The 22974-nt window shown below is 69.6% G+C and carries 16 protein-coding genes, 1 pseudogene and 2 riboswitches; of the genes and pseudogenes, 12 read left to right on the forward strand and 5 right to left on the reverse strand.

The window, feature by feature from the left end; translation table 11 throughout:
* Positions 1-61: 61 nt before the first annotated feature.
* Positions 62-961, forward strand: a complete 900-nt coding sequence (locus tag WS49_RS17600) for a c-type cytochrome (protein WP_059531098.1) — start codon at positions 62-64, stop codon at positions 959-961.
* A gap of 90 nt (positions 962-1051) precedes the next feature.
* Here WS49_RS17600 and WS49_RS17605 read toward each other — a convergent pair whose 3' ends face one another.
* Positions 1052-3139 carry a UvrD-helicase domain-containing protein gene (locus WS49_RS17605; RefSeq protein ID WP_059531101.1) on the reverse strand — a complete coding sequence of 696 codons (2088 nt, stop codon included), beginning with the start codon at positions 3137-3139 and terminating at the stop codon, positions 1052-1054.
* A gap of 393 nt (positions 3140-3532) precedes the next feature.
* On the opposite strand from WS49_RS17605, the gene WS49_RS17610 reads away from it, so the two are divergent.
* Positions 3533-4972, forward strand: coding sequence for a glycosyltransferase family 2 protein (locus tag WS49_RS17610; RefSeq protein ID WP_059531104.1), 1440 nt, complete (start codon positions 3533-3535; stop codon positions 4970-4972).
* Between the two features lie 85 nt (positions 4973-5057).
* Positions 5058-5852: an FkbM family methyltransferase gene (locus tag WS49_RS17615; RefSeq protein WP_059531107.1), complete on the forward strand. Its 795-nt coding sequence runs from the start codon at positions 5058-5060 to the stop codon at positions 5850-5852.
* Between the two features lie 21 nt (positions 5853-5873).
* On the opposite strand, the pseudogene WS49_RS17620 reads toward WS49_RS17615, so the two are convergent.
* A pseudogene (locus WS49_RS17620) lies at positions 5874-6579 on the reverse strand (SGNH/GDSL hydrolase family protein).
* 244 nt (positions 6580-6823) lie between these two features.
* Between WS49_RS17620 and WS49_RS17625 the strand changes: the two are divergent.
* The 9 genes from WS49_RS17625 (at position 6824) to WS49_RS17665 (ending at position 19182) form a co-directional block, all read left to right on the forward strand.
* A complete protein-coding gene (locus WS49_RS17625; RefSeq protein ID WP_059531109.1) occupies positions 6824-7876 on the forward strand; it encodes an oxidoreductase in 1053 nt (350 codons plus the stop codon).
* A 204-nt stretch (positions 7877-8080) separates the two neighbouring features.
* The gene (locus WS49_RS17630; protein ID WP_059531112.1) at positions 8081-8449 is read left to right on the forward strand and encodes a hypothetical protein; all 369 of its coding nucleotides are present in this window, start codon (positions 8081-8083) and stop codon (positions 8447-8449) included.
* 123 nt (positions 8450-8572) lie between these two features.
* Positions 8573-8677, forward strand: a riboswitch (glycine riboswitch).
* Between the two features lie 31 nt (positions 8678-8708).
* Positions 8709-8842, forward strand: a riboswitch (glycine riboswitch).
* Between the two features lie 84 nt (positions 8843-8926).
* Positions 8927-10045: a glycine cleavage system aminomethyltransferase GcvT gene (gcvT, locus tag WS49_RS17635; protein WP_059531115.1), complete on the forward strand. Its 1119-nt coding sequence runs from the start codon at positions 8927-8929 to the stop codon at positions 10043-10045.
* Positions 10046-10172: 127 nt separating this feature from the next.
* Positions 10173-10553 carry a glycine cleavage system protein GcvH gene (gene gcvH / locus WS49_RS17640; RefSeq protein ID WP_059452603.1) on the forward strand — a complete coding sequence of 127 codons (381 nt, stop codon included), beginning with the start codon at positions 10173-10175 and terminating at the stop codon, positions 10551-10553.
* A gap of 61 nt (positions 10554-10614) precedes the next feature.
* Positions 10615-13542 carry an aminomethyl-transferring glycine dehydrogenase gene (gene gcvP / locus WS49_RS17645; protein ID WP_059531117.1) on the forward strand — a complete coding sequence of 976 codons (2928 nt, stop codon included), beginning with the start codon at positions 10615-10617 and terminating at the stop codon, positions 13540-13542.
* 151 nt (positions 13543-13693) lie between these two features.
* Positions 13694-14830 carry an alginate lyase family protein gene (locus WS49_RS17650; RefSeq protein WP_059531120.1) on the forward strand — a complete coding sequence of 379 codons (1137 nt, stop codon included), beginning with the start codon at positions 13694-13696 and terminating at the stop codon, positions 14828-14830.
* A 30-nt stretch (positions 14831-14860) separates the two neighbouring features.
* Entirely contained in the window at positions 14861-16249 is a 1389-nt protein-coding gene (locus WS49_RS17655) for an L-serine ammonia-lyase (protein WP_059531123.1), read from the forward strand.
* Between the two features lie 138 nt (positions 16250-16387).
* Positions 16388-18091 (forward strand): thiamine pyrophosphate-binding protein, encoded by a 1704-nt coding sequence (locus WS49_RS17660; RefSeq protein ID WP_059531125.1) that lies wholly within the window; start codon positions 16388-16390, stop codon positions 18089-18091.
* A complete protein-coding gene (locus tag WS49_RS17665) occupies positions 18088-19182 on the forward strand; it encodes a hypothetical protein (protein ID WP_059531128.1) in 1095 nt (364 codons plus the stop codon). Before WS49_RS17660 ends, WS49_RS17665 begins: the two co-directional genes overlap by 4 nt.
* 60 nt (positions 19183-19242) lie before the next feature.
* On the opposite strand, the gene WS49_RS17670 is transcribed toward WS49_RS17665, so the two are convergent.
* The 3 genes from WS49_RS17670 to exaC form a co-directional block, all read right to left on the reverse strand.
* On the reverse strand, positions 19243-20277 hold the full coding sequence (locus WS49_RS17670) for a helix-turn-helix domain-containing protein (RefSeq protein WP_059531131.1): 1035 nt from the start codon (positions 20275-20277) through the stop codon (positions 19243-19245).
* A 185-nt stretch (positions 20278-20462) separates the two neighbouring features.
* Positions 20463-21005: a hypothetical protein gene (locus WS49_RS17675; RefSeq protein ID WP_059531133.1), complete on the reverse strand. Its 543-nt coding sequence runs from the start codon at positions 21003-21005 to the stop codon at positions 20463-20465.
* Positions 21006-21257: 252 nt separating this feature from the next.
* Positions 21258-22784, reverse strand: a complete 1527-nt coding sequence (exaC, locus tag WS49_RS17680; protein WP_059531136.1) for an acetaldehyde dehydrogenase ExaC — start codon at positions 22782-22784, stop codon at positions 21258-21260.
* Between the last annotated feature and the right edge of the window lie 190 nt (positions 22785-22974).

A 22974-nucleotide genomic window follows, 5' to 3' on the forward strand; every position in this document is an offset into this window, starting at 1 on the left:
TGGACTGCCATTTTGCCGTTGCACCGCGCTCACAATTCCTATTCACGGAGACGAGGCAAGCATGAGCGAAGCACCCCACGAATCTCCCGTCAAAACTCCCGGGCAGTTGATTGCCGTCGTCATCGCATCATTCGCGATTCCGATCGCCCTGATCGTCCTGTTTGCCACCTATGCCAACCACGCGTTCCGCTCGGGCGCCGGCACGGACGCGCTATCGGACGAACAGGTCGCCGCGCGGATCGCGCCGCTCGCGAAGGTCGACGTGAAGGACGCCAACGCGCCCCGCACGTACAAGACCGGCGAGGAAGTCTACAAGGCCGTGTGCGTGACGTGTCACGGCACGGGCGCCGCCGGCGCGCCGAAGTTCGGCAACAAGGACGACTGGGCGCCGCGCATCTCGCAAGGCTTCGACACGCTGCTCAAGACGGCGCTGTCGGGCAAGGGTGCGATGCCGCCGCGTGGCGGCACGAATCCCGACGACGTCAGCGACTATGAAATCGCGCGCGCGATCGTCTACATGGCGAACAACGACGGCGCGAACTTCCCCGAGCCGGCTGCCCCGGCCGCCAATGCAGCGCCGGCGGCGAGCGGCGCGGCGGGTGCGGCAGGCGCGTCGGGCGCCGACGCGTCGAACGCGCAGGCCGCCGCTGCAATGGCCGCGATCGCCGCGATTCCGAAGGCCGGCGAAAAGCCCGCGGCCGCGCCGGCCAGCGCCGACGCCGCATCGGCCGGCAAGGCGCTGTATACGCAGGTCTGCCAGGCGTGTCACGCGGCCGGCGTGCTCGGCGCGCCGAAGTTCGGCAGCAAGGAGGACTGGGCGCCGCGCCTGAAGGACTCGATGGATACCGTCTACAACTACGCGCTGCACGGCAAGGGCGCGATGCCGCCGAAGGGCGGGTCGAGCGCGTCCGACGCCGACGTGAAGGCGGCCGTCGACTATATGGTCAACGCGTCGAAGTAACGCCTGCCGGCCAGAAAAAACCCCCGCGGCGCACGCGCATCGCGGGGGTTTTCGTTTGCCGGGGCGGCCGGGCCGGCCGCCTCCCGCACGTCACTTCTGCAACAGCGCCTTCAGGCTCGCGAGCCGGTCCTTCGGCGTCATCGGCGCTTCCTCCGGCGTCGGCGGCGGCGCTTCGTCGAGACCCATCTCGGGGATGAAGCGCGACGGTTCGCACACGACCGTCTCGCGCGCCCGCTTGCGCTTCTTGCACCAGTTCAGATGCAGGCTGCGCTGCGCGCGCGTGATCGCGACGTACATCAGCCGGCGCTCCTCCTCGATCCGCTCGTTGTCGATCGGGCCGTCGTCCTCGCTGCCGCCGCGGTGCGGCATGATGCCTTCCTCGACGCCGACCAGGAACACGTGCGGATACTCGAGCCCCTTCGACGCATGGACGGTCGACAGGCGCACCGCGTCCGGATCCTCGTCCTTGCCTTCGAGCATCGACATCAGTGCGACGGTCTGGATCAGGCCGAGCAGGTTCTTGCCGGTATCGGCGAGCCCGTCGGCGTTGTGGAAGCCGTCGGCCTCGCCGTCGACGGCCTCCGTCTCGGGCTTGGTGCCCTTGCGCTTCAGCCATTCGAGGAATTCGAGCACGTTCTGCCACTTCGACTGCGCCTGCCGCTCGTCGAACGCGTCGTACAGGTAGGCCTCGTAGTGGATGGCCTCCATCATGTCGTCGAGCACGACGGTCGCGGGCTCCTTGTCCGCGCGGTCGGTCAGGCGCTGGATGAAGTCGCAGAACATCCGCAGCGGCTCGACCTGGCGCGCGGACAGCCGCGCCTCGATCCCGCCCATGTACACGGCCTCGAACAGCGACACCTTCGCCTGCCCCGCGAACGAGCCCAGCGCTTCCAGCGTCGTGTTGCCGATTCCGCGGCGCGGCGTCGTGACCGCGCGGATGAACGCGGGATCGTCGTCGGCGTTCGCGATCAGGCGCAGGTACGCGCACAGGTCCTTGATCTCGGCCTTGTCGAAGAACGACTGGCCGCCCGACAGCACGTATGGAATCCGCTCACGCCGCAGCACCTGCTCGAAGATCCGCGCCTGGAAGTTGCCGCGATACAGGATCGCGTAGTCGCGGAACTGCGTGCGCCGCTCGAACTTGTGCGCGGACAGCCGGAACACGACCGATTCGGCTTCGTGTTCCTCGTCGTTGCACGGCGTGACGGTGATCGAGTCGCCCATCCCGTGCTCGGACCACAGCTTCTTCTCGAACAGCTTCGGGTTGTTCGCGATCACGTTGTTCGCGGCGGTCAGGATCCGCACCGTCGACCGGTAGTTCTGCTCGAGCTTGATCACGTGCAGCTTCGGGAAATCCTTGCCGAGCTGCGCGAGGTTCTCGAGCGTCGCGCCACGCCAGCCGTAGATCGCCTGGTCGTCGTCGCCCACCGCCGTGAACGCGGCGCGCGGGCCGGCGAGCAGCTTCAGCAGCTCGTACTGGCACGCGTTGGTGTCCTGGTATTCGTCGATCAGCAGGTAGCGCAGCTTGTTCTGCCAGCGGTCGCGCACCTGCTCGTTCTTCGCGAACAGCTCGGCCGGCAGGCGGATCAGGTCGTCGAAGTCGACCGCCTGGTACGCGTGGAGCGTCGCGACGTAGTTGCGGTAAACCAGCGCAGCCTGGTGCTCGTCCTCGTTGGCCGCGATCGTCATCGCCTCGTCGGGCATGATCAGGCCGTTCTTCCACAGCGAGATCGTGCTCTGGATCTTGCGGATCAGGCCCTTGTCGGTGGTGCCGATCTGCTCCTGGATCATCCCGAAGCAGTCGTCCGAATCCATGATCGAGAACTGCGGCTTCAGGCCGACGTGCTCGGCCTCCTGACGCAGGATCTGTACGCCGAGCGAGTGGAACGTGCACACGGTGAGCTGGTTGACGGGCACCTTGCGGCCTTCCTTACCGGGCGTGGTGAGCGTCTTGCCCTCCAGCAGCTTCGACACGCGCTCGCGCATTTCGGCCGCGGCCTTGTTCGTGAACGTGACGGCCGCGATGTGGCGCGGTTCGAAACCTTTCGCTTCGATCAGGTGCGCGATCTTCTGCGTGATCACGCGGGTCTTGCCGCTGCCCGCGCCGGCGAGCACGAGGCAGGGACCGTCGAGGTAGCGCACCGCTTCGTTCTGAGCGGGGTTGAGGCCTGCGGACATGATGACGGATGATGTTGCGGTTGACGGCGGAACGCCGGGAGGATGCCGCGCGCGGCAGGCCTGGATTGCAGGCGGACATGCGGGGCAGGACGCGCATGTTAACACGTCGGCGGCGGCCGGCGGCTGACGATGCCGCCGGGTGGCGACGCGCAACACCGGCGGGCTTCGCGCCCCTTTTCCGGCACCCTTTTCCCGCGTCCTTTTCCCGCACCCTTTCCCCACGCGCTTTCCGTGCGCTGCCCGCGCCAGCGGACGCACGCCGAACATCCGAACAGGCAGCAAATCTCCCCTCTGTTTGATCCATCGTCGCGCGGCCCCCGGCGGCAACATACGCGAAACGTCGGCGAGTACGCGCCGCCGCCCCTTCATTCGCCGTCATCGACTTCCGCCGCCATGAATGACACCGTCATTGCCGCTCCCGTCTCCGAGGCCGAGCTGGCCCGCGCCGCCGCGCTTCACGCCGCCGGCTCGCTTCAGGACGCGGAGCAGGCCTACCGCCAGATCCTGCAAGCGCATCCCGAACACGCCGATTCGCACCTCCGCCTCGCGACGGTGCTCGAACAGCTCGACCGGCGCGACGCCGCGCTGCGGCACTTCCGGGCCGCGGTGGCGACCGAGCCGTCGCAGCGACGCTACTGGATCGCGTGCATCGACGCGCTGACGCGCGACAACCAGATGGATGCGGCGCGCGCGCTGGTCGCGCAGGCCCGCACGCACGGCATCGACGCGCTGTCGCTCGAACTCGCGGCGGCCGATGCGCCGTCGGCCTCCGCCGACGAGCTGGCGGCCGTGCTCTCCGAATTCATGAACACGCTCGCCGCGCTGCTCGACAAGCGGCAATTCGCGCAGGCCGAAGGCATCGCGACCCAGCTGACCGAATGGATGCCCGACGTCGGGCTCGGCTGGCGGGCGCTGGCCGTCACGCTGGTTCAGCAGGAGCGTCACGCGGAGGCGCTCGCGCCGATGCGCAAGGCCGCCGCGCTGATGCCCGACGACGCCGACACCCGGCAGGACCTCGCCGACCTCGAGGCGCACGTGATGCAATCCGCGCCGGCGCCGCAGCCCGTCGCGATGCCGCTGGTGCCGAACGCGACGCTCTGCACGACGCTGCCGGGCAGCCGTCAGTTCCGGCATTTCGCGGGCGGCCTGGTCGCCACGGTGCCGGTGCTGATCCCGACCTTCAACAATCCGACCTATACGCGCCGGATGGTGGCCCAGCTGAAGGCGCGCGGCCTGCGCAACATCGTGATCGTCGACAACGCGTCGAGTGCGCCGGACATGCTCGCGTTCCTGGAAAGCGTGCAGGACGACGTGACCGTCGTGCGCCTGGATCGCAACGCGGGCCCGCGCGACCTGTTCCTGTCGGACGCGAACTACGCGCGCCTGCCGGACCTCTTCTGCGTCACCGATCCGGACCTCGAACTGAACGACGCGCTGCCGCCCGAATTCCTGTTCGAACTGATCGACGCGACCGAAGCGTTCCAGACCGGCAAGGCCGGCTTCGCGCTCGACATCTCGCAACCGGAGCTGATGAAGGAAACGACGCTCTTCTGCGGCGACCGCCAATACACGACGCTCGAATGGGAGGCGAACTTCTGGCGCCACCAGATCGGCAGCACGGCGGGCGGCGACCCGATCTACAACGCGCCGATCGATACGACGTTCGCCGTCTACAACAAGCGCTACTTCCGCCGCGACTCGCATCTGTGCGGCGTCCGGTTCGCGGGCCGCTACACCTGCAAGCACGTGCCCTGGTACAAGGAGACCGGCCTGACGGACGCGGAGGAGCAGTACTACCGCGAACACCAGAAGTGGTCGAACTACCTGGCCTGACACACGGCGGCGGCGAGCGTCGGCGCATCGCCGCGCCCTGCGTGCACGCCGCCCTCTTCGCCCGACAACCCTGACACCCCGCGCCATGCTACCCAGAGTCAACCTCGTCAAGACCGACAACGCCGATTACCTGCTGTTCGCGACCCGGGACGCGATTTCGGCGAACCTCTATTACAACGGCTCCTGGGACGCATCGCTGCTGACCATCAGCCAGATGTTCTACGCGAACGAGGAGGCGCCGCTGGTCCTCGACATCGGCGCGAACCTCGGCGCCTATGCGGTGCCGATCGCCAAGAGCATCGCCGCGCAGGGCGGCATGGTCTACGCGTTCGAGCCGCAGCGCATCGTCTATTACCAGCTGTGCGGCAACGTGTTCCTGAACCGGCTCGAGAACGTGCACGCGTTCAACGTCGCGATCGGCAACCAGGACGGCATCATCCCGCTGCCCGCGATCGACTATTCGCGTTCGATCAACATCGGCGGCTTCTCTCTCGACGAGCAGTTCAACCTGCGCCGCAACTCGGTCGAGACCGTCGCGAGCCAGCAGCCGAGCGACGTGCCGATCGCCCGGCTCGACACGCTGAACTTCCCGAAGTCGCCGTCGCTGATCAAGATCGACGTCGAAGGCCTCGAACTCGACGTGCTGAAAGGCGGCACGGCCTTCCTCGAACGGCACGGCTTTCCGCCGCTGCTGCTCGAGGCCTGGAACCTCGAATGGTTCTCCGAAAAGCGCGCCGCGCTGCTCGACTACCTGAAGACGCTCGGCTACACGTGGTTCGCGATGGGCGACGAGCTCGTCGCGCAGCATCCGTCGTTCGCGCGGCAGGTCAGCTTCGAGACGGGCGCCGACGGCGTGATCCGGATGAACCGCACCCGCTGACGGTTCAAACCCGGCGCACCGTCACGCGCGCAGGCGCTGCCTGAGCGCGTCGGCGGCCTGGGCGGCCCACGCGGCGCACGCGGCCGCGCCGGGATGAAAGCCGTCCGCCGCCATCAGGTGCGGCTCGAGCGGCAGCGCGACGCGCAGGAACGTACAGCGCGATTGCGTCGCGGCCCACTCGGCGAGCGTCGCGTTGAGCCGCTTCGCGCGCAGGCCGAGATACCACGCGAGGGGCTGCGGCAGCGCCGGAAAGCGCTCGATCGGCGGCACCGCCGACAGGATCACGTGCGCGACCCCGAATCGCGCGGCGAGCAGCTCGACGAGCGCCGCCTGCGCGGCACGCCAGCGCGCCGGCGACACGCCGCCCGTCACGTCTCACGCCGAGCGACGTCACAGCCACATCGAACCGCTGCGCCGGCTCGGCGGCAAGCCAGTCGACGAGTTCCTCGGCGGTCAGCCCCGTGCGCGCCAGCAATTTCCAGCTTACGCGGTGCGATGCCGCAAGCACGCGGGCGAGCTGCCCCGACAGCGCGTCGCGCTGCGACGCGACACCGACGCCCGCGGCGGCCGAATCGCCCAACACCAGCACGCGCAGCGGCGGCCCGTCGCCGGCCGTGCCGTCGCGCGGACCGGCCGCCTCGGCGAGCCGCGGCGTGACGCGGCGCACGCGCCGCCCCTGCATCAGCAGCAACGGGCCCAGGGCGGCGGCGGCAAGCGGATATCCCATGGTTTCGATCCGGTAACGGGGCAAGCAGGCGACGCGGGACGCGCCGGAACGGCTCCATTGTGTCGGATTCGCGCGCCGGCGGGCGCGATCCCGCCATTCGGCCGAGGTCGCTCATGCGCCTGCGCACCGGCTCCCTGTCCGTTCGGCCAACGCCCGCTCGCGCGCGTGCCGCCGTGCCACAATAGCCGTCCGCGCGGCCGGTGGCCGCAGCGCTTTGCCCCCTCGTACGCAGCCAAGGATTGCCATGTCGTCATTGCTCAGGATTGGTTTGATGGGTTTCGGTTTCGCCGGCGCGACGTTCCACGCGCCCGTGATCGCCACGAGCGGCCGCACCGAGATCGCCGCGATCGCGACGGGCCAGCCCGACCGCGCGCGCGCCGCATACCCGGGCGCACGCATCGTCCCCGATCTCGACACGCTGCTCGGCCTCGACGACATCGACTGCGTGGTGATCGCCACGCCGAACGACACGCACTTCACGCTCGCCCGCCAGGTGCTCGAAGCCGGCCGCCACGTCGTCGTCGACAAGCCCGTCACGCTCACGGCCGACGAAGCGCTCGCGCTCGCGCGGCTCGCGAACGCGCGCAGCCGCCTGTTCGCGCCGTTCCACAACCGCCGCTGGGACGGCGACTTCCTCACCGTGCGGCGCATCGTCGAATCCCGCGAACTCGGGCGGCTCACGTATTTCGCGTCGCACTTCGACCGCTTCCGGCCGACCCCGCGCACGCGCTGGCGCGAGGAGCCCGCACGCGGCGGCGGCCTGCTGCTCGACCTCGGCCCGCACCTGATCGACCAGGCGCTCGCGCTGTTCGGGCTGCCGGAAACGGTCAGCGCCACGGTCAAGACGCGCCGCGACAACGGCACGGCGCCCGATTTCGTGCACCTGCTGCTCGGCTATCCGGACAAGGACGTCGCGCTGCACGCGAGCGCGCTGTCGGCGATCGAGCCCGCGCGCTTCACGCTGCACGGTACGCGCGGCAGCTACCAGAAGTTCGGGCTCGACACGCAGGAAGACCAGTTGAAGGCCGGCCTGACGCCGGACCACGTCGAGTTCGGCGGCGGCAACCCGCCCGGCGTGCTGCGCGTGCTCGACGGCGAAGTCGAGGTCGAGCGGCCGGTGCCGACGCTCGACGGCCAGTACGCGGAGTTCTACCGCGCGCTCGCCTCGTCGGTCCACGACGGCGCGCCGTTCCCGGTCACGCCGCAGGACGCCGTCGACGTGATGACGATCATCGAGCTCGCCGCGCAAAGCGAGCATGAAGGCCGCCGGGTACCGTTCGTGCGCCGCACCGTCTGACGGCCGCCGGCCGGGTCGATGCCGTCCCGGCCTCGGCCATCGCGTCGCGCCGCGCCGACCCCGGCAGCGGCAACGCGTCTGCCGCCGCGACGGCACGGTCCCGAACATTCCGTTACAAATGGTGCGGGAACGAAAGTCAGCGGTCGCCCGGTCTGATGCGTTTCTCAAAAAGTCGATCCGACACCAAACCGTCAGGAGAATGTGATGCAACGGTTGATTCGCGCAGCGGCATGCTGCGTCCTGGTTTCCTCGCTCGCGGCCTGTGTCGTGCAGCCGCAGCGGCCGGCCCGACAGGCGCCCCCGCCCCCGCCGCGGCCGAATCCGCAGGTCGTCGCGAACGATCGCCTGCTGGAGGTCCAGGGCCGGATCGACAACCTGCACCGCCGGATCGACGCGCGCGTCAACGGCGGCTACTACCCGCCGCCGTACGGCGCGCAGTTGCACCACCGGCTCGACGTGATCCGCCAGGAAGCGAGCGACATGTCGACCCAGCACAACGGCGGCCTGTCCGGCGACGAGCAGCGCGTGCTGAACCAGGAACTCGACACGGCCGCGCGCGCGATCGGCGAGTAAAACCGGCCATGCCGGCGTCCGCCGGCGCCGGCAAAAGCGGCGGCGTCCCTCACGCCGCCGCTTGTCGCGAAGCGACATTATTTTGCCCAAATTGACAATGCCGACCCGCTCGCGTACAGTCGCCCGCACGCGTCGGGAGAGCGTGTGACCGCGTAGCTTCGCAACGCCGGTCGCGCCGCCGAAGGGGCACACCCGCAAACTCTCAGGCAAAAGGACCGACCGCGTCGGGGATCCCGTCCGCGCTTCGCGCGGGCCGCACTCCCCGCACTCTGGAGAGCGGCAGTAGCCCGCTGCGCGATTGCAGCGCGGGCAGGCTGCCCACCGAAGGGGCGCGCGTTCGCCGGCTCGTGGCCGCGGCGCAATCTCTCAGGTATCGAGGACAGAGGGGCATGTATCGCATCGCTCGCAGGCACACGGCCGCGACGGTCGGCACATGGCCGTTCTGACCCGCGCGCAAGCGCCTTGCCTGAGGCCTCGATGACTGCACTGAATCAAACCCCGCTCAACGCCGCGCACCGCGCGCTCAATGCCCGCATGGTCGACTTCGGCGGCTGGGACATGCCCGTCAACTACGGCTCGCAGATCGAAGAACACGAAGCCGTGCGCACCGACGCCGGCATGTTCGACGTGTCGCACATGTGCGTCGTCGATTTCACCGGCAGCCGCGTGCGCGCGTTCTTCGAACACGCGATCGCCAACAACGTCGGCAAGCTCAAGACCCCCGGCAAGGCGCTCTACTCGTGCCTGCTCAATCCGCAGGGCGGCGTCGTCGACGACCTGATCGTCTATTACTTCACCGAAGACTTCTTCCGCGTCGTCGTCAACGCCGGCACGGCCGAGAAGGACATCGCGTGGTTCAACCAGCTCAACGAACAAGGCGGCTACGGCCTGACCATCGCGCCGCGCCGCGATTTCGCGATCGTCGCCGTTCAGGGCCCGAACGCCCGTGAAAAGGTCTGGACGACGGTGCCCGCCGCGCGTGCCGCGACCAGCGAACTGAAGCCGTTCAACGCCGCGCAGGTCGCCGGCACGCCGTTCGGCGATCTCACCATCGCGCGCACCGGCTACACCGGCGAAGACGGCTTCGAAGTGATCGTCCCGGCCGTGCACGTCGAAGCGCTGTGGGCCGCACTGCAGCAAAACGGCGTGCGCCCCTGCGGGCTCGGCGCGCGCGACACGCTGCGCCTCGAGGCCGGCATGAACCTGTACGGCCAGGACATGGACGACACCGTGTCCCCGCTCGACGCAGGCCTCGCGTGGACGGTCGACCTGTCGGCGCCGCGCGAGTTCGTCGGCCGCGCCGCGCTCGAGCGCGACGGCTCGCGCGCCGCGTTCGTCGGCCTGATCCTGCAGAAGGAAAACGGCAAGGCGGGCGGCGTGCTGCGCGCGCACCAGAAGGTCGTCACGCCGCACGGCGAAGGCGAGATCACGAGCGGTACGTTCTCGCCGTCGATGCAGGAATCGATCGCGTTCGCGCGCGTGCCGGCGGCCGTCCAGGTCGGCGACATCATTCATGTGCAGATTCGTGACAAGCAACTTCCCGCGCGCGTGGTAAAACTGCCGTTCGTGCGCAACGGCAAGGTCCTCGCTGCGTAACGACCGAGAGGCGACCGGGAGGCCGCCTCTCGGGAAGCCGGGAAATGGCGCCCGGCGCAACCACACCCCGGCGCGTCCCGGCGGCGCGCCAGCATAACGAACACACCCTTTTATCCAGGAGCATCCGATGAGCAACGTCCCGGCCGATCTGAAGTACACCGACGAACACGAGTGGATCCGCACCGAAGCCGACGGCACGCTGACGGTCGGCATCACCGATCACGCGCAGAGCACGCTCGGCGACATCGTCTTCCTCGAACTGCCGCAAGTCGGCAAGTCGGTGAACGCGGGCGACGCCGTCGGCGTCGTCGAATCGGTGAAGGCGGCATCCGACATCTACTCGCCGGTGTCCGGCGAGGTCGTCGCCATCAACGAAGAAGCCGCCGACTCGCCGGAAGAAGTGAACGGCGACGCATACGGCACGTGGCTCTTCAAGATCAAGCTCGCGGCCGGCGCCTCGACCGACAAGCTGATCGACGCCGACGCCTACAGCAAGCTGATCGACTAATTTTCCCTACCCGAACCGCGCGCGGCCGGCCAACCGGCCCGCGCGGGACCAGAGTCACGCCATGAAGCTCGAACACCCGGACCGCCTGATGAACCGCACGCCCCTCTCGCTCGCCGCGCTCGAAACGCACGACGCGTTCGCAGAACGCCACATCGGCCCCGATGCCGCCAGCCAGCAGGCCATGCTCGACACGCTCGGCTTCGCGTCGCGCGCCGCCCTGATCGACGCCGTGATCCCGGCCTCGATCCGCCGCGCCGAAACGCTGCCGCTCGGCCCGTTCGCGCAACCGAAGAGCGAGGCCGAAGCCCTCGCCGCGCTGCGCGCCCTCGCGGACAAGAACCAGGTGTTCCGCTCGTACATCGGTCAGGGTTACCACGACACGCACACGCCGGCCGTGATCCTGCGCAACGTGCTCGAAAACCCGGCGTGGTACACGGCCTACACGCCGTACCAGCCCGAAATTTCCCAGGGTCGCCTCGAGGCGCTCCTGAACTTCCAGCAGATGGTCGCCGACCTCACGGGCCTCGCGATCTCGAACGCGTCGCTGCTCGATGAAGCAACGGCCGCGGCCGAAGCGATGACGCTGCTGCAGCGCACCGGCAAGCCGGCGTCGAACGTGTTCTACGTCGCCGACGACGTGCTGCCGCAAACCCTCGAAGTAATCCGCACGCGCGCGCTGCCGATCGGCATCGAGGTCAAGACGGGCCCGGCGGCCGACGCCGCGCAGGCCAACGCGTTCGGCGTGCTGCTCCAGTACCCGGGCGTGAACGGCGACGTGCGCGACTACCGCGCGCTCACCGAAGCAATCCACGCGGCGGGCGGCCATGTCGTCGTCGCGGCCGACCTGCTCGCGCTGACCGTGCTGACGCCGCCCGGCGAATGGGGCGCGGACGTCGCGGTCGGCAACACGCAGCGCTTCGGCGTGCCGATGGGCTTCGGCGGCCCGCACGCCGCCTACATGGCCGTGCGTGACGAATTCAAGCGCCAGATGCCGGGCCGCCTCGTCGGCGTGACCGTCGACGCGCAGGGCAAGCCCGCGCTGCGTCTCGCGCTGCAGACCCGCGAACAGCACATCCGCCGCGAGAAGGCGACGTCGAACGTGTGTACCGCGCAGGCGCTGCTCGCGATCATGGCGAGCATGTACGCGGTCTACCACGGCCCGCACGGCCTGAAGACGATCGCGCTGCGCGTGAACCGCATCGCGGCGCTGTTCGCCGCCGGCGTGAAGCAGCTCGGCTTCGCGACCGTCAACGACACGTTCTTCGACACGCTGACGATCGACACCGGCGCGCGCACCGCGCAGGTCCATGAATTCGCGAAGGCCAAGCGCATCAACCTGCGCCGCGTGAGCGACACGCAAGTCGGCGTGTCGGTCGACGAAACGACGACCCGCGACGACCTCGCCGATCTCCTCGCCGTGTTCGCGCAGGCCGCGGGCGGCACCGCGCCGGGCGTCGACGCGCTGGACGCGGGCCTCGCCGGCGTCGCCGCGCTGCCGGCCGGCCTCGAACGCACGAGCGCCTACCTGACGCACCACGTGTTCAACCGCCACCATTCCGAAACCGAAATGCTGCGCTACCTGCGCAGCCTGTCGGACAAGGATCTCGCGCTCGACCGCTCGATGATCCCGCTCGGCTCGTGCACGATGAAGCTGAACGCGACGTCGGAAATGCTGCCGGTCACGTGGCCCGAATTCGGCCGGATCCACCCGTTCGCGCCGGCCGAGCAGACCGTCGGCTACCGCGAGATGATCGACCAGCTCGAGCAGATGCTCGTCGCGGCCACCGGCTACGCGGCCGTGTCGCTGCAGCCGAACGCCGGCTCGCAGGGCGAATACGCGGGCCTGCTGATCATCCACGCGTATCACGCGTCGCGCGGCGAAGCGCATCGCGACGTGTGCCTGATCCCGGCATCCGCGCACGGCACGAACCCGGCGTCCGCGCACATGGCCGGCATGAAGGTCGTGGTCGTCGCCTGCGACGCGCAGGGCAACGTCGACATCGCCGACCTGAAGGCGAAGGCCGAGCAGCACGCGAACGACCTCGCGGCGATCATGATCACGTATCCGTCGACGCACGGCGTGTTCGAGCAGAACGTCCGCGAAATCTGCGAGATCGTGCACGCGCACGGCGGCCAGGTGTACGTCGACGGCGCGAACATGAACGCGATGGTCGGCCTGACCGCGCCGGGCCAGTTCGGCGGCGACGTGTCGCACCTGAACCTGCACAAGACCTTCTGCATCCCGCACGGCGGCGGCGGCCCGGGCGTCGGCCCGGTCGCGGTCGGCGCGCACCTCGCGAAATTCCTGCCGAACCAGCGTTCGACCGGCTACGCGCGCGCGGAAGACGGCATCGGCGCGGTGTCGGCCGCACCGTACGGCTCGGCGTCGATCTTGCCGATCTCGTGGATGTACATCGCGATGATGGGCGCGAAGAACCTGACCGCCGCCACCGAAACCGCGATCCTCAACGCGAACTACATCGCGAAGCGCCTCGCGCCGCACTACCCGGTGCTGTATTCGGGCCCGGGCGGGCTGGTCGCGCACGAGTGCATTCTCGACCTGCGTCCGCTCAAGGAAACCAGCGGCATCAGCGTCGACGACGTCGCGAAGCGCCTGATGGACTACGGCTTCCACGCGCCGACGATGAGCTTCCCGGTGCCGGGCACGCTGATGGTCGAGCCGACCGAATCGGAATCGCAGGAAGAACTCGACCGCTTCATCGCCGCGATGATCGCGATCCGCGATGAGATCCGTGCGGTCGAGGAAGGCCGCGCCGATCGCGAGGACAACCCGCTGCGTCACGCGCCGCACACGGCAGCCGTCGTCACCGCGAACGAATGGCCGCACGCGTACTCGCGCGAGCAGGCCGCGTACCCGGTCGCATCGCTCGGCACGAACAAGTACTGGCCGCCCGTCGGCCGTGCGGACAACGCCTACGGCGACCGCAACCTGTTCTGCTCGTGCGTGCCGATGTCGGAATACGCATAACGCCCGCGCGCACCGGAGTCCGGCCGTGACGACACCGCACGCAACCGCCGGTTGCGTGCGGTTTTTGCGTCCTCCGCCAGGCCGATCGATTCACGCTCGCCCCCCAATCCGGCTAACATCACACGCGATCCAGCCAATCAAGGAGTTCCGCATGGTGCGTCCGATGTTTCCGGGCCATGGTGCAACGCAGGAGCGGCCGCGCACGCGCCGCTTCGTGCCGCTGCTCGTCGCGTCGCTGTCGTTTGCCGCCGCCGGCCTCGGCACGGCGGGCAGCGCGCGCGCGGCGATGAATTTCTGCGCGGCGCCCGCGTTGCAGGCGAGCGAGACGACGCAGGCCGAGCCAGGCGTGCAGGCGCTGATCCGCAGCGTCGACGCACGTATCGGCGAGCAGCCGAAGGCGTTGCCGCGCGTGCACACCGAAGGCACGCTGCCGCACGAAGGCATCTACGACCAGAGCGCCGACGCGCTCAAGGACATGGAGCTGATGCGCGACGCCGCGCTCGCGTGGCGCGTGACCAATGCGCCGCGTTACCTGCAGCTCGTCGACCGCTTCCTGTCCGCGTGGGTGTCGACCTACCAGCCGAGCTTCAACCCGATCGACGAGACGCGCTTCGACAGCCTGATCGTCGCGTACGACATGACGGCGAGCGCGCTGCCGGTCAAGACGCGCAACGCGACGGCGGCGTTCATCGCGAAGCTGGGCGCCGGTTACGTCGCGCAGATCGACGCGCAGAAGCGCCCGCTCGCCGGCACCTGGCGCAACAACTGGCAAAGCCACCGGATCAAGCTGATTGCGCTGTCCGCGTTCACGCTCGGCGACCGCAAGATGATGAACGCCGCGCAGCGGCTGTTCGTCGAGCATCTCGCCGACAACATCGGCCCGGACGGCAAGACCTGGGATTTCGAGGAACGCGACGCGCTGCACTACGCGGTGTACGACCTCCAGCCGCTGGTGACGGCCGCGCTCGCCGCGCGCCGCTTCAACCGCAACTGGCTGCGCGAGCGCGGCGCGAACGGCGCGACGCTCGCGGCCGCGCTCGACTGGCTCGTGCCGTACGCGCTCGGCGAGAAGACGCACGAGGAATTCGTGAATTCGCCGGTGCCGTTCGACGCGAAGCGCCGCGAAGCCGGCTTGCCGGGCTACACGGGGCAGTGGGACCCGAAAAACGCCACTGAACTCTTTCATCTGGCCGCGCGGCTCGACGGGCGTTATGCCCGCGTCGCGCGGCAGCTTTCCCCCAATCCGCCCGCATGGCTCGCCGCGTGCCTGCCGTTGCAGGCGCGTTAGCACTATTCTCAAAGCAAGGCAGGAATCCAAATGGCAGTCAGCGTGTTTGACCTCTTCAAGATCGGCATCGGCCCGTCCAGTTCGCATACGGTCGGACCGATGCGCGCGGCGCTGATGTTCGTCCAGGGCCTCGAGCGCGACGGGCTGCTCGACGCGACGGCCAACGTGAAGGTCGAGCTGTACGGCTCGCTCGGCGCCACCGGCAAGGGCCACGGCACCGATCGCGGCGTGATGCTCGGTCTGCTCGGCGACGCGCCCGACACCGTCGACCCCGACACGATCGACGCGCGTCTGGAGGACGTCCGCAAGTCGAAGAAGCTCGCGCTGCTCGGCACGCATCCGGTGCCGTTCGTGCTGAAGGAGAACATCGCGTTCTACCGCCAGGCGCTGCCCGAGCACCCGAACGGCATGAAGCTGCGCGCGTCCGACGCGAACGGCGCGGTGCTGGTCGAGCGCACTTACTTGTCGGTCGGCGGCGGCTTCGTCGTGACGGCCGGCGCGCCGAACACGAAGGTGCTGAGCGCGGCCGAGCAGATGACGCATCCGTTCCGCACCGGCGCCGAGCTGCTCGCGCTTGCCGAGTCGACCGGCAAGTCGATCGCGCAGCTGATGTGGGAAAACGAGCGCGCGTGGCACACCGAGGAAGAGACGCGCGACGGGCTGCTGAAGATCTGGGCCGTGATGCAGTCGTGCGTGTCGCGCGGCTGTGGGATCGGCAACCCGGAAGCCGACGGCAACCTGCCCGGCCCGTTCCAGGTCAAGCGCCGCGCGCCGCAGCTGTACCGCACGCTGACGGGCAGCCCGGAGCGTGCGCTGCAGGATCCGCTGTCGATGATCGACTGGATCAACCTGTACGCGATCGCGGTCAACGAGGAAAACGCCGCCGGCGGCCGCGTCGTCACCGCGCCGACCAACGGCGCGGCCGGCATCATCCCCGCCGTGCTGCACTACTACACGCGCTTCACGCCGGGCGCGAACGAGCAGGGCGTGATCGACTTCCTGCTGACGGCCGCCGCGATCGGCATTCTGTACAAGCTCAACGCGTCGATCTCCGGTGCGGAAGTCGGCTGCCAGGGCGAAGTGGGCGTCGCATGCTCGATGGCGGCCGGCGCGCTCGCGGCCGTGCTCGGCGGCACGCCGCAGCAGGTCGAGAACGCGGCCGAGATCGGGATGGAGCACAACCTCGGCCTCACCTGCGACCCCGTCGGCGGGATGGTGCAGATCCCGTGCATCGAGCGCAACGCGATGGCATCGGTGAAGGCCGTCAACGCGGCGCGCATGGCGCTGCGCGGCGACGGCTCGCATTACGTGTCGCTCGACTCGGTGATCAAGACGATGCGCGAGACGGGCGCCGACATGAAGACGAAGTACAAGGAAACGTCGCGCGGCGGCCTGGCGGTGAATATCGTCGAATGCTGATGCGGTGACGGCGGGCGGGCGCACGCGCCGAGGCGCGCCACCGCCCCGCTCGTTCCGACACTTTTCACCGGCCGGCGCACCGACACCCCGCCGACAGGCGTAAGCTGTAGCTCCCGCTACCCAGGGAGACGGCAGCCCATGTCGCATTCCAAGGATCTCGAGCCGCGCGCCACCTCCGGCGCGCGACTGCTCGTCGATGCGTTGCTCGCCAATCACGTCGAACGCGTGTTCTGCGTGCCGGGCGAGAGCTTCCTCGCCGTACTCGATGCGCTGGCGGACGACACCGCGCGCATCCAGACGGTCGTCTGCCGCCACGAGGCGGCCGCCGCGAACATGGCGGAGGCGGTCGGCAAGCTGACCGGCCGTCCCGGCATCGCGTTCGTCACGCGCGGGCCCGGCGCGACCCACGCGTCGATCGGCGTGCACACCGCGTTCCAGGACTCGACGCCGATGATCCTGTTCGTCGGCCAGTGCGCGCGCGAGCACCTCGACCGCGAAGCCTTCCAGGAAATCGACTACCGCCGGATGTTCGGCCAGATGGCGAAATGGGTCGCGCAGATCGACGACCCACGCCGCATTCCCGAATACCTGAGCCACGCATTTCACGTCGCGACGTCCGGCCGGCCCGGTCCGGTCGTGCTCGCGCTGCCCGAGGACGTGCTGTCCGAAGCCTGCGCGCCGCAGCCCGTCGTGCCGGCCGCGAAGCGCGTCGCGGCGTCGCCGTCGGCCGCGCAGATCGACGAGCTGCGCGAACGGCTCGCGCGCGCCGAGCGGCCGTTCGCGATCGTCGGCGGCAGCGGCTGGACACCCGACGCATGCGCGAACCTGCGCACCTTCGTCGAGCGCTGGCAACTGCCGGTCGCATGCGCGTTCCGCTTCCAGGACACCTTCGACAACGCGCACCCGAACTACGCGGGCGACGTCGGTCTCGGGATCAATCCCGCGCTCGGCAAGCGGATCCGCGACGCCGACCTGCTGCTGGTGCTCGGCCCGCGCCTGGGCGAAGCGACGACCGGCGGCTACACGCTGCTCGACATCCCGAAGACGCGCCAGACGCTGATCCACGTGCATCAGGGCGCGGACGAACTCGGCCGCGTGTATGCGGCCGATCTGCCGATCGTGTCGGGGATGCCGGAGATCGCGGCGCCGCTCGCCGCGCTCGAACCGCCGGCGCACCCCGCGTGGGCCGGCACGGCCGCCGACGCGCACCGTGCATACCGCGAATGGCATGCGCCGCTGCCGATGCCCGGCGACGTCCAGCTCGGCGACGTGATGGTGCAGCTGCGCGAGCGCCTGCCGCACGACGCGATCCTGACCAACGGCGCCGGCAACTACGCGATCTGGCTGCATCGCCACTTCGCGTACCGGCACTTCCGCTCGCAGCTCGCGCCGACCAGCGGCGCGATGGGCTACGGACTGCCCGCCGCGCTCGCCGCGAAGTCGCTGTATCCGTCGCGCGCCGTCGTCGCGCTCGCCGGCGACGGCTGCTTCATGATGGCCGGCAACGAACTCGCGACCGCGATGCAGTACGGGCTGAACATCGTCGCAATCGTCGTCAACAACGGGCATTTCGGCACGATCCGCATGCATCAGGAGCGCAACTATCCGGGCCGCGTGCACGGCACCGGGCTCACGAATCCCGATTTCGCCGCGTATGCGCGCGCGTTCGGCGCGCATGGCGAGACGGTCGAGCGCACCGCCGACTTCGCGCCCGCGCTGGAGCGCGCACTGACCTGCGGGCTGCCGGCGCTGATCGAGATCCGCATCCCGCAGGACGCCAGCACGCCGGCCGCGACGCTCGAGCAGATCCGCGAACAGGGCCGCCGCGCGCGCGGCGCATGACCGTGGAACGGCGCACCGCCGCGGCCGGCCTCGCGCTGTCGCGCGACGACGCGCTCGCCCACCCCGGCACGCTGCTCGCGCCCGACGGCACGCTCGTCGCGCCGTACGACCTCGAGCACGGCGGCGGCCCCGCGGAGGATCACGTGCCGGCCGCGCCGGCGCTCGGCCTGCTGCACGCCGCGCACCAGCCGTTCCGGCTCGACTTCGACCGCATGACGGACGTGCACGTGATCAACGGAATGGGCGTCACGCTCGGCGACTCGGTGATCGGGCTGACCGCGCTCGCCGCGCTGCGCGCGATGCATCCCGGCCTGCGCTTCACGCTGTTCCGGCCGGCCCGCGCGCCGCGCTACGTCGACGCGCTGTATGCGCTCGCGGCCGACGTCGTCGCGCCGTCGCGTGCGCTGCCGTGCGCCGCCGATGCGCTGCCCGCGCACGCGCCGCGCATCGATCTCGGCAATCACCTGTATTGGCCCGCGTTCGCACGGCAGCCGATGATCGACTTCTTCCTGGACGCGCTCGGCGCGGATCCGGCCACGGTGCCGCCCGCCGCGAAGCGCAACCGCTGGCTCGCGCGGCTGCGGCTACCCGCGTTGCCGGCCGAATGGCCGCGGCCATACGTGCTGTTCTGCCCGACCGCGAGCACCGCGGTGCGCAGCGTGCCGCCGGCGCTGCACGCGACGTTCGTCGAGCGACTCGCGCAGCGTTACGGGCTGCCGGTGGTCGGCTTCGGCCCGGTCGCGCATCCCGCTTACGTCGACGTGAGCCGCGACGCGGCCGACACCGCGCGCTTCATTGCCTGGGTCAAGGGGGCAAGCGTGCTGTTCGCGCCCGATACGTCCGCGCTGCATCTCGCCGACGGCTTCGACGTGCCGACGCTCGGCTGTTTCACGACGATCGGGCCGGCGCTGCGCGTGCGCGACTATCCGCGCTGCGTGCCGGTCGCGCTCGACGTGCCGGCCGAATTGCACGGGCTGCATCGCAGCGAGCGACCGGACGATCTCGCGGCGGTCGAAGCCGCATACCGGGCGATCGACTGGGATGCCGTGCCGTGGCCTGCGCCGCGCGACGCGGCGGCTACGTCCGGATAGAAAAACGAAAATCGCCCGAAGGATCGGGCGTGCAGCGGCAGCCATGCGCCGCCGCCCGACTCATCCCGCCGCCACCGTCACCGCGCGCTCGCGCAGCGTCTCCGACGGCCGCTTGCCGAACAGCCGCCGATAGTCGGTCGCGAACTGGCTCAGGTGCCAGAAGCCCCACGCCTCCGCGACGTCCTGCACCGAGCCGGCCGCCCGCCCGCACAGGTCGCGCCGCGCGCCGTTCAGCCGCAGCGTGCGCAGGTAGGTCGCGGGCGCCATGCCGAGCACGTCCTGGAAGCAGTACTGCAGCGTGCGCCGGCTCACGTGCAGTTGCTCGCACAGCTCGGGCACGCCGACCGGGCGCGTGCGGTGCGCGAGCACGTACTCGCGCGCCTGCTCGACGATCCAGCGCCGTGTCGACGGTGCGCCGCCGACGCCGTCGTCCGCGGGCTGCGCGCACGCATCGAACAGCGCGGCCAGCACCTCGGCCTGCAGGTCGTCGCGCTGCGCGTCGGGCAGCGGCCCGCCCACGGCCGCCGCACCGTCGAGCCGGCGGCCGAGCAGCGCGCACAGGCGCGCGAGCCGCGTATCGCCGACCTGGATCACGCGCTGCGTGAACAGCCGCTCGTCGAGCGCGCGGTGTTCGACTTCCTCCGCGTAGCGGCGCAGCACGTCGCCGCGCACGACCACGCCGTAGATCGAGAACTGCGCGGGCGTCAGCAATTCGAATTCGACGTTGCCGGGCCGGAACGCGAGCGCACCGGGCCCGATGCGGCACGCATCGACGCGCGCGGTGCCGTCGCTGACCAGCGGGATGCCGAACCAGTACGCGTCGCCGCGCACCTCGCATGCCTGGCGCAGCAGGTGGCTGGTCGATTCGCGAAACAGCTTCATCGTGTCGAGCGGCAGCTCGGTCAGCGTGCCGACGAAGCGGCCGGCCGCGAGCTGGTCGTAAGTCTGCCGCCAGCCGATCAGGTTGCGCGCCTGCTCGTCGGCGTCGTGCGCGACGCTGACCACGGCCTGGCCGGCGAGCGCGTCGTCACCCTGCGCGCTGCACCGCGTGTCCTCGGCCGTCGGCTCGGCCATGCACTCCACTCGTTGACCCATCGTGTTCTCCTCACCTGCCCGGAACTGCGTCCAACACGCAAGTCCCGTGCCGAACCGCGCGGTCCGGCGACAAGCCCGTCATTGCACGCCGTGCGGCCGCCGCGCGCCATGAGGGCGCACCCGGAGGCGGCACGCCACGCACCGCGCGGGTGCGGCATGCGCGCCGCGCGCGGCCCGGCGACGCGCTACGCGCCCGGCCGCAACCGCACGACCCGCGTGCCGCAATTGCCGTACGCCTGCGCGACCGCCAGCTCGACGATCGGGCCGCCGGCCGGCCAGGGCGCGGCATCCGCCGCCGGCAGATCGGCGCGCAACGTCGCGCGGCCGTTGATCCGATAGCGGATGCCGCGCACGAAATCGACGAACAACAGCCCGATGCCGCTGCCGTCGCACGCGCGCGCATCGATCCGATCGCCGTCGCCGTGCGTCGGCAGCGCGAAGCGCAGCGTCTTCGTGTCGATCACGCGCACGACCGGCCACAGGTCGCCGTTCGCGTCGCGCATGCCCTGCACGATGTCGCAGGTCACGCGCGCCGGGCCGCCGCACGTCGTGCCGACGAACATGAACGGCTGCGATTCGACGAACTGGCGCACGCCGATGCTCAGCCGCGCCGTGACGACGTCGCTCATCCGCTCGGCTTCGTCGGCGACGCCGAACCGGTGCTGCGCGTCGAGCTCGCCCGCGTGGAACACCGGGTGACGCGGATAGGATCGGGGCGGTTCTGCCATGCTGGTTTCCGTCGGGCCCATCGATGGATGCGCGATGCGGGCGCGAACGCGCGACGGCCGGTGCCGCGCAGCCGACGCCGCGTATCGAATGACGAAAGGCGAAAAACGGCGAAGTGCCGGACGATCGCCCGGACCGTCGAACGTTGCACGGCGATCCGGCGTCGGACGACACGCCGCCGTCCAACACCGGCCACCGCACCGGGCAGCATTGCGCCGCCGCCCGGCCCGCACTTCGCCTCCCCACGCCGGCGATCAGAAGAACCCGAGCGCCTCGGCCTGGTAGCTGACCAGCAGGCACTTCGTCTGCTGATAGTTCGACAGCGCCATCTTGTGCGTCTCGCGGCCGATACCCGACTGCTTGTAGCCGCCGAACGCCGCATGCGCGGGGTACAGGTGGTAGCAGTTGGTCCACACGCGGCCGGCCTCGATCTCGCGGCCCATGCGGTATGCGCGCGTGCCGTTGCGCGTCCACACGCCCGCGCCGAGCCCGTAGAACGTGTCGTTCGCGAGTTCGATCGCTTCCTGCTCGTCCTTGAACGTCATCACCGACGCGACCGGCCCGAAGATCTCTTCCTGGAACACGCGCATCTTGTTGTTGCCGAGCAGCATCGTCGGCTTCACGTAGTAGCCCGTGCCGAGGTCGGCGGCCGGTGCCGTGCGCTCGCCGCCCGTCAGGCATTGCGCGCCTTCGTCGCGGCCGATGTCGATGTACGACAGGATCTTGTCGAGCTGCTGCTGCGACGCCTGCGCGCCGATCATCGTCTGCAGGTCGAGCGGGTGGCCGGCCTTGATGCGCTCGACGCGCGCGACGGCCTTCTCGATGAAGCGTTCGTAGATCGATTCCTGGATCAGGATCCGCGACGGGCACGTGCACACCTCGCCCTGGTTCAGCGCGAACATCGCGAGCCCTTCGAGCGCCTTGTCGAGGAACGCGTCGTCCTGGTCGAGCACGTCGGCGAAGAAGATGTTCGGGCTCTTGCCGCCCAGTTCGACCGTCGACGGGATCAGGCTCTCGGCCGCGGTGCGCAGGATGTGCTTGCCGACCGGCGTCGAGCCGGTGAACGCGATCTTCGCGATGCGCTTGCTGGTCGCGAGCGCCTCGCCCGCTTCCTTGCCGAAGCCGTTGACGATGTTGATCGTGCCGGCCGGGAACAGGTCGCCGATCAGCTCCATCAGCACCAGCACCGACGCGGGCGTCTGCTCGGCCGGCTTCATCACGACGCAGCAGCCGGCCGCGAGCGCCGGCGCGAGCTTCCATGCGGCCATCAGCAGCGGGAAGTTCCACGGGATGATCTGGCCGACGACGCCGAGCGGCTCGTGGAAGTGATACGCGACGGTGTTGTCGTCGATCTCGGAAATGCCGCCTTCCTGCGCGCGGATGCAGCCCGCGAAATAGCGGAAGTGGTCGATCGCGAGCGGCAGGTCGGCCGCCATCGTCTCGCGCAGCGGCTTGCCGTTGTCGATCGTCTCGGCCACCGCGAGCAGCTTCAGGTTCTTTTCCATCCGGTCGGCGGCGGCGAGCAGCAGGTTCGCGCGCTCGGCGACCGACGTCTTGCCCCACTTGCGGCGCGCGGCGTGCGCGGCATCGAGCGCGACCTCGATGTCGTCGGCGCCGGAGCGCGGCACGCGGCAGAACGGCTTGCCGTTGATCGGCGACACGTTCTCGAAATACTCGCCCTTCACCGGCGCAACCCACTTGCCGCCGATGTAGTTGTCGTACTGCTGACGATACGGATATTCGACGTCGAGGCCCAGTTGTTTCAGGTCAAACGGGTTCATACATGTCTCCTGTTCATCGTGCTTGTGTGAATGCAGCGCCGGTTGGATCGCGCTGCACGGTTTACGCAACATGCGTGCCAAACCGGCCGAAAACGGAACAGGAGCGGTGCGTCCGGCCGCCCGCCGCGGGCGGTGCCGGCGCACGGAAAACGAGTGTGCCGAATCTGAACACCGCGACGGCACAGGCGGC

The organism is Burkholderia sp. RF7-non_BP4, assembly GCF_001521935.1.
GTDB lineage: Bacteria > Pseudomonadota > Gammaproteobacteria > Burkholderiales > Burkholderiaceae > Burkholderia > Burkholderia diffusa.